Origin of the sequence: Campylobacter sp. CH278, assembly GCF_004378845.1 — a bacterium.
GTDB classification, from domain to species: domain Bacteria; phylum Campylobacterota; class Campylobacteria; order Campylobacterales; family Campylobacteraceae; genus Campylobacter_D; species Campylobacter_D jejuni.
Genome location: NZ_RYXZ01000008.1, coordinates 88445 through 94495, shown reverse-complemented (window position 1 = coordinate 94495; position 6051 = coordinate 88445). Strand labels below are relative to the sequence as shown.

Genomic DNA, 6051 nt, shown 5'->3' with positions numbered 1-6051 from the left:
TTTTGTATGAAATTTAAAAGTTTATTTCCTAAGGGTTCATTTACCCCACTTAATAAAGCTTGTATGTTTTTTTCTAGTATGGTCATGAAAGTTTTCCTTAAATTTTATCTATCTTTAACAATATTTTGTCATCTTTTTCGCTAAATTGATACAACAAATCCTCACAAGGATAAGAGATATATTTTTCTTTGCAATCTTTTTTTAGATTTTGTTTTATTTTTTCTAACATTAAAGGAAGTTCTTTTTTAATCAAAAGTTTTACTGGAATTCCCATGCCATGATTTAAGTTTTTAATAAATTTTCCATCAACTTGAGATTCTTTAGTAATAGAACACAAAGTTGCATCAAAGCCAAGTTTCTCAAGCTCTTCATAAAGCATAGTTTTTTCTTTTAAAGAAACATACTCATCATATAATGAATGATAACTTACAAAACAAGTTTTCAAACATTTTGATTGTTCTAAAAGATGATCTTCCTCTAAAAGATTTCGAATTTTTCTTCTTGCGGGAGAAAAAAAACGAGGCGATGAAGAATTACTTGTCCAAAAAGTTTTTGTCGAACAGTGTGTATTGATATGATGGAAAAAATCAAAAGTAGAAAATTCACTATACTGCATAAAATCTATTTCCTTTCCAAAACCTACAACTCTCCATAAAAACTTAGCGTATGCAGAATTATCCAACACTCCATCTACTAACCAAGGTGCAATCTTAGCTGCCAAATGTGCTAAATATCCCCCATGAGAACTACCTATCATAATAACTGGTATACCCCCCCCCCATAGTATCAAAAGGAGCATGTTTTTTAAGGTAAAGTGTGACATTTAAAAGATCTTGAGCTTGCATGATTCCAAAATTTTGATATTCGTTTTTTGCAGGTTGCAAACTCGCATGTAAATTTAAAAAATAATTTGGTGTAAAATTACCTTTTTGCTTGCCTTCAATTATTTGATTATTTACAAAATGAAAAATCTCACTCATTTGTTTATAATCTTGAATTTTATCAACATCATAAGGAAGCTTGATATCCGCAGCTTCACAACTTACTTTTAAAATAAGCTTGTCTATATCATCTAAATAAAAAGTAGAGCCTGTTTGAGGACGATTACCAATACAATGATAATTTACTCCAACTACAGCAGTATTAAATTGCCTTACCATATAATCACCAACATATTGGATCGATGATATATCATCGCCCATACCTTGCACCACAAACACCAAGGCTTCAGGTGTTTTTTCATCATCATACCAAAGCTTAAATTCAAGCTTTGATTCTCTTTTTATACCAAGTTCTACATCATCACAAGAGTCAATCTCATAAGTTTTACTCACTATCATTACATTCCCCCTATTAAAAGATAAGTTTTACTCGCTAGGTTTTTAAAATTTTCATTCTTACTTAAGATCACGCAAGCTTTGTTACTAGAAGAGCTTATAAAGTCTATATTTTCTAAATCTTCATGGCTTTGATTAGCCGCATTAATGATGGCATTTTTACTTGCTTCATTGCTTGAAATTCCCATGAGTATAAAATCAGCTTTATTTATAAAAACAAGTTTTAAGCATTCTTTATCATCACCTACGCGAAAATTTACTTCTTTTATACCGTTAAAATTACTAAGATCAACATTTTCAACCCCGCTTACATTACTCATCGTTTTTATAGAGCTTAAATGATCATTTTTTAAAGTATAAATGCTTATATCGTTGATCAAAGTTTTAAGGTTATTTAAAGACTTACTAACTTCAGCTTCATCCTTACTTGAACTCATTTTTGGTAAAGCAATAGCGGCTAAAATTCCTAAAATAACAATCACAAAAACAAGTTCTAATATGGTAAAAGCTTTTTTCATTTATATCCTTGAAAAATTTTTATTTTTAGGGCTTAAAATATCTTCTTCTATGCTTACAAATTCCTTTTTTTCATAAGCATCAACCGCAGCTCTTGCTATCATCAAAGCATTATCAGAGCAGAATTTTAAAGGAGCTAGTTTTAAATTTGCATTATATTTTTGACATAAATTTTGCAAACGCGAACGCAAGTTAAGATTTGCACTAGCTCCACCTACAACGCCAAAATTTTTAAATTTATAAAGATTAAAAATTTTTTCTAATTTATCCATGATATGATCACAAGCTGTATTTTCAAAGGCATAAGCTATTTCTGCTTTTGTGTCTTCATTTAAATTTTCATGCTTTAAAATTTCCAAACGCACTGCATTTTTAAGCCCTGAAAAACTGAAAGCAAGTTCTTTAGAATACTTTAAAGGTATATTAAAAGAGATATTTTTAAGTTTGGCGTTTTTTGCTAAATTTTCTATGATGACCCCACCAGGATAACCTAAATTCATCATTTTAGCCACTTTATCAAAACTTTCTCCAAAGCTATCATCATTTGTGCTTGCTAAAAGCTCTAAGCTTGCATCATCTTTAAGATAAAGCACCATGGTATGCCCACCACTAACAAGCAAAATTCCCATATCTAAAGAAATTTTTTCTTCCAAAAAAAGACTATAAATATGACCTTTAAGATGATTTATAGGGATTAAGGGTAAATTTAGAGCACTTGCTAAGGTTTTTGCCATAGAAATTCCACTGAGCAAAGAAACACTAAGTCCAGGTTCATTTGTCACAGCTATGGCACAAAGATTTTTAAAATACTCTTTACATTGCTTAAGTATCTTTGGTAAAGCCTCGCTATGAAGTCTTGCAGCAAGTTCAGGCACCACTCCCCCATAGATACTATGATCTAATTCTTGGGAAATTTTTTTATGAAATTTACATTCTAAGGTGTTTTTATCAATGATAGCTATAGAACTATCATCACAAGAACTTTCTATAGCTAGGATAAGATTTTTCATTCAAATTCCACTAAAATAGAACCTAAGAATTTATCTTTTGATCTTGCCATTTTAAGAGTGTTTAAATCCAAATTTTTAGCATTTTTGATCAACTTGCTATTGGTATTTGCTTCTAAAAGTTGTTGCAAATTCGCCCCTCTTAACTCATAAAATTCCACTCTATAAATTTTACCTGCCATATCTAAAGAATATTGTGTTTGCATATTTTTTTTATGAACTAAAATACCACTTTCATCTTTTGAGTGATCAAAGCCTATGATATTTACGCGCACATTAGCTATCTTTGGAATAAGAAAATTCTCTTTTACTTTTACCTTGGTTCCAAAAGGAACTGTGGTTTCATTGCCATCAACTTGAAAAGTTACCTCATTAAAAGCATCGCTAAATTCTAAATACTCAGGATATAATCTTGTTTGAAAACGATTGCCATATTGGATATAAAAAGAATTTCCTTCTGCGATAACAGCCGTAAGTTCATTGCTTGTGTTATAATTTAACTCTTTATTTACCGGAAAAGGCACATAGTTGATAACCTTTCTTGGATTTTTTAAAGAAAGTAAAATTCTATCATCAAAAAGTTTTACTTCAAGCTCTTTATTTATGGCTTTATCAACTCCTTGCGGAGTGAGTTCGAAATCTCTGCTAAATTCAATTCCTGCGGTTTTTAAATAATTTTCAATTGCCAAAAGATGATAATAAGCTCTTAAATTTACAGGCAGATTTTTACTTGCTTCATTTGCAAAAGCGGCTTTGTGATTTGAAATCACAAAATAAGTTAAAGCTTTAAGCATTTCCGTATCGCCAAGCTCTTGGGTTTTGGTGTTTTTAAGATGATAAGCATGCTTTGGATCAGCAAGTGAAGAATTGACACTATTTACGGTTTGAGTGGCGATATTTTCAAGATCAGGGTATTTGCTTGCATTGATTTCACTTGTGTCAATCACGCTTGAATTTCCCCAACGCTTAGGATTTTGCATCGCATCGATATAAGTAGGTTTATAAAAACCCCAACCATCGTGAAGATTGATCACCATACTAACTTCAGGAAGTAAAATAAGCTCTTTAATGCGTTGCACGGTTTTATAATCAGGATCTTTTGGGCTAATGCTTGCAAATTTACGGTTTAAATCCCCATTATTCCCACGCGAACGCTTGATAATGCTATCAAAAGCTAAATTTGGAGCCACTATAATCTTACCTTTGGTGATATTATAATCACTCAAAAGCAAACTTGCCGCATGAAATCCACCAGGCTCATCACCTTGAATTCCACCAAAAATTAAAACTGTATTATTATCATCTAGACTTTTTCCATTTTCTCCTACGCTAAAGTCTAGATCTAAAGCAAAAATGCTTGTTATAAAAAATAAAATTGTTAAAAAAATTTTCATTTTAACTCCTTAAATACTCTCTTGTTTTAAAATCATACTCAAAAACCTCTTCTATACTTGAAATTTTAGGTACTCCAAAATGATCAAGGGCTTTAAAAATGCATTTAGTGATATCTAAAAATCCACTTTTATTTTCTAAAAAATTATAAACACCAACTTCATTAGCAGCATTGATGATAACACCTAAATTTGGCTCTTTTAAAAATGCATTTTTAAGCTTAAAAATAGGATATTTTTTTGTGCTGATTGGATGAAATTTTAAAGCAGGTATTTTGCTAAAATCAATAGCCTCTAAAATAGGCGTATCTTGTTTTTCAAATATAGCATCTGAAATAGCTAGTTTCATATCTGCTTTTGAAAAATACGCCGTGCTAGCTCCATTTTTAAATTCACACATTGCATGCACTAAAGATCTTGGTTCTATTAAAGCATCAATTTCTTTAAAATCATATAAATGATAAGCCTCTATAATCTCAAAAAGCTTATTTGCCATAGTCGCACTATCTATAGTGATCTTTGCTCCCATGTTCCAATTAGGATGTTTTAAAGCATCTTTGACACTGACTTGATTTAAATCTTTGATTTTATACTTATAAAAAGCTCCGCCGCTTGCTGTGATATAAAGTTTTGCTATATTTTTTTTACCTTCGAGTAAAAATTTTAAAGCTGCATGCTCACTATCAACGGGTAAAAATTTAACCCCTTTCAAAAAACTCCCAGCTACTACAAGACTTTCTTTGTTAGCTAAAGCTATGCTTTTGCCAAGCTCTTTAGCCTTTAAAGTGCTTTTAAGTCCTGCAAAACCTACAATGGCATTGAGTAAAAGCTTATCTTGACATTCTGTTAAAATTTGCTCTAAACCTTCTTGCCCTATAAAAACCCTATCGTGTTTAACTAAATGCTTATTTTTTGAATCTTTTATGGCAACAAATTTGGGTTTAAACCTTGCGATTTGTTCATTCAAAAGAGCGATATTATCCCCACAAGCTAAAGCAGAAATACGAATGTTTTTTAAAGCAGCAAGTTTAAGAGCGTTTACTCCTATGCTGCCCGTGCTTCCAAAAAGTATCATAAAAAAGTAACCATCACAAAAGCAGCAATGATCACTGCATCGATTCTATCGAGCACGCCCCCATGACCAGGGATAAGATCTCCACTATCTTTTACACCTGCTTCTCTTTTAAAATAACTCTCAAGTAAATCTCCAATCACTGCAAAAATCGCTACAAAAAACGAACAAAGTAAAGAAAGCCAAAAACTATAAACAAAAACTCCCAAAATAGTTCCTACAACACTCGCACAAATCAAGCCACCTATAACACCTTCTAAGGTTTTGTTTGGACTTGTTGGAGAAAAAGGAGTTTTACCCATAAGTTTTCCGATAAAATACGCCCCACTATCGCAAGCTGCAACGATAATGATAAGCCAAAAAAGCGCAAACATACCCTGATCTAAATACACTTGCCAAAGTGCTAAAATAGGCAAACTAGGATAAATATAAATAAGAGCTGGTTTTAAGGAAGCCTTTTTATAAACCAAATATCCAACAACTAATAACAAAGCTAAAATCCCAAAAAGCAAAGCTTTATGCGATAAACTTCCCAAAATAAAAGCTATAGCCAAAGGGATAATAGAAATATTTTCTAAAGCAAAAAGTTTTTTTGCTTCACTAAAAGATAAATACAATAAAACCGCAAAAACGATAAAATTGATAAAAAATTGATCAATCAACGCGATAATAATAATAGCCCCTATCATCACAAGAGCTGAAATAATTCTAGTTGTATTAAACATATT

5 protein-coding genes and 1 pseudogene are annotated in these 6051 nt (G+C 31.4%); all 6 read right to left on the bottom strand.

Annotated elements, in window-relative coordinates; genetic code table 11:
• Positions 1 to 97 precede the first annotated feature (97 nt).
• Positions 98 to 1340 (bottom strand): annotated as a pseudogene (locus ELQ04_RS07445) (DUF2920 family protein).
• Positions 1340 to 1855: a prepilin-type N-terminal cleavage/methylation domain-containing protein gene (locus tag ELQ04_RS07440; RefSeq protein ID WP_004316944.1), complete on the bottom strand. Its 516-nt coding sequence runs from the start codon at positions 1853 to 1855 to the stop codon at positions 1340 to 1342. The pseudogene ELQ04_RS07445 and the gene ELQ04_RS07440 overlap by 1 nt, the downstream one beginning before the upstream one ends.
• Positions 1856 to 2863, bottom strand: coding sequence for a tRNA (adenosine(37)-N6)-threonylcarbamoyltransferase complex transferase subunit TsaD (gene tsaD / locus ELQ04_RS07435; protein ID WP_004316942.1), 1008 nt, complete (start codon positions 2861 to 2863; stop codon positions 1856 to 1858).
• On the bottom strand, positions 2860 to 4254 hold the full coding sequence (locus ELQ04_RS07430; RefSeq protein ID WP_004316940.1) for a M99 family carboxypeptidase catalytic domain-containing protein: 1395 nt from the start codon (positions 4252 to 4254) through the stop codon (positions 2860 to 2862). The genes tsaD and ELQ04_RS07430 overlap by 4 nt, the downstream gene beginning before the upstream one ends.
• A gap of 1 nt (position 4255) precedes the next feature.
• Positions 4256 to 5326, bottom strand: a complete 1071-nt coding sequence (gene dxr / locus ELQ04_RS07425) for a 1-deoxy-D-xylulose-5-phosphate reductoisomerase (RefSeq protein WP_134224489.1) — start codon at positions 5324 to 5326, stop codon at positions 4256 to 4258.
• Positions 5323 to 6048: a phosphatidate cytidylyltransferase gene (locus ELQ04_RS07420; RefSeq protein WP_004316937.1), complete on the bottom strand. Its 726-nt coding sequence runs from the start codon at positions 6046 to 6048 to the stop codon at positions 5323 to 5325. The genes dxr and ELQ04_RS07420 overlap by 4 nt, the downstream gene beginning before the upstream one ends.
• Positions 6049 to 6051 lie beyond the last annotated feature (3 nt).

Coding starts and splice junctions, on each gene's coding strand:
- ELQ04_RS07440 (WP_004316944.1), bottom strand. CDS start 1,855: ATGAAAAAAGCTTTTACCATATTAGAACTTGTTTTTGTGATTGTTATT.
- tsaD (WP_004316942.1), bottom strand. CDS start 2,863: ATGAAAAATCTTATCCTAGCTATAGAAAGTTCTTGTGATGATAGTTCT.
- ELQ04_RS07430 (WP_004316940.1), bottom strand. CDS start 4,254: ATGAAAATTTTTTTAACAATTTTATTTTTTATAACAAGCATTTTTGCT.
- dxr (WP_134224489.1), bottom strand. CDS start 5,326: ATGATACTTTTTGGAAGCACGGGCAGCATAGGAGTAAACGCTCTTAAA.
- ELQ04_RS07420 (WP_004316937.1), bottom strand. CDS start 6,048: ATGTTTAATACAACTAGAATTATTTCAGCTCTTGTGATGATAGGGGCT.